This is a genomic window from Mesorhizobium sp. M7A.F.Ca.CA.004.06.1.1, assembly GCF_003999135.1.
In the GTDB taxonomy this organism is placed as follows: Bacteria; Pseudomonadota; Alphaproteobacteria; order Rhizobiales; family Rhizobiaceae; genus Mesorhizobium.
In genome coordinates, this window is the sequence record NZ_RZPQ01001121.1 from 1 (window position 1) to 1,306 (window position 1,306).

The window sequence follows — 1,306 nt, forward strand, 5'->3', positions numbered from 1 at the left end:
GCCACAGAAGAACCGAAGATGGTGAAGGCGAGCGGCACTTTTCCTGCGGTGTCTTCCGCCGTCCAGTCCATGATCGTCCGACGCTCGGCCTGGCAACGGAAGTCGCCTAGCTGACCGAGGCCGAGCGTCGGACGATCATGGACTGGACGGCGGAAGACACCGCAGGAAAAGTGCCGCTCGCCTTCACCATCTTCGGTTCTTCTGTGGCTGAGCAGGTGGCGCAGGTTCGCCATGCCGAAAGCGTCGGAGCGGATTGGGTGATCCTGCAGCCGCCGCCAGCCGGATCCTATGGTGCGCCGGAATACATCAAGTTCTTCGGCCGCGTCGCCGAGGCGACCGACCTGCCGGTGGCGATCCAGAACGCGCCGGCCTTTTTCGGGCGCGGCCTGTCATCGGACGAAATCCGCGAACTCGTCACGCTGCATCCCAACATAAGGCTGATCAAGGGCGAAGGTCCGGTCACCGACATCGCCGGGCTGATCGAGCGCACCGAAGGCCGGATACCGGTTTTCAACGGACGCGGCGGCCTGGAACTGATCGACAATTTCCGCATCGGTTGCCGCGGCATGATCCTGGCGCCGGATTGCGCCGACTATGCCGTGCGCGCCTATCATGCGTTCCGCGCCGGAGACGAAGTCACGGCCGAGGCTGAATATGCAAGAATATTGCCGGCTGCCGTCTTCGTCATGCAAGGCATCGAGAGCCTGGTCTGTTACGGCAAGCGGCTGTTCGGCGCCCGCGCCGGCATCCCGGTACATGACCGGGCTCCGGCGATGCGGCCAGGCGAGCCTGGCCTCGCAATGGTGGAGCGCTTTGCGATTGGTCTGGGTCGGTTGCCTGGCTGAACGGCAACTGCCTTTCAGTAGGTCGTCCGTCCACCCGACAGGTCGAACGTGGAGGCGGTTGTAAAGCTGTTCTCCTTGGAGACGAGCCAGGCGACCATCGCCGCGGCTTCGTCAACCTCCAGCAGGCGGCCGCGCGGAATGCGCGAGCGCATATATTCGATGTGCTCCGGCGTCAGTTGTTCGAGGATGCGCGTCTGTGCCGTGGCCGGCGAGATGCAGTTCACGGCGATGTCGTACTGCGCCAGTTCCTTGCCGAGCGACTTGGTCAAGCCGATGACCGCCGCCTTCGAGGCTGAATAGGCGGAGGCGTTGGGGTTGCCTTCCTTGCCGGCCACCGAAGCGATGTTGACGATCCGTCCGTAATTGCGCTCCTTCATTCCGGGAACCACGGCGCGATTGACGTAGAACGTACCGTTTACGTTGACGTCGATGACCTTCTTCCACGTCTCGATGTCGTAGAC

2 protein-coding genes and 1 pseudogene are annotated in these 1,306 nt (G+C 63.0%); 1 reads left to right on the forward strand and 2 read right to left on the reverse strand.

Annotated features, from left to right (window positions below; all coding sequences use genetic code 11):
* Nucleotides 1-233: pseudogene (locus EN906_RS38640) on the reverse strand (hypothetical protein); the annotation flags it as partial.
* Here EN906_RS38640 and EN906_RS34385 point away from each other — a divergent pair.
* Entirely contained in the window at nucleotides 138-845 is a 708-nt protein-coding gene (locus tag EN906_RS34385) for a dihydrodipicolinate synthase family protein (RefSeq protein ID WP_236383295.1), read from the forward strand. The pseudogene EN906_RS38640 and the gene EN906_RS34385 sit on opposite strands and share 96 nt — an antisense overlap.
* 14 nt (nucleotides 846-859) lie before the next feature.
* Here the strand turns inward: EN906_RS34385 and EN906_RS34390 are convergent.
* Nucleotides 860-1,306 (reverse strand): SDR family oxidoreductase (locus EN906_RS34390; RefSeq protein WP_127375787.1); only part of this gene is annotated, 447 nt, incomplete at its 5' end.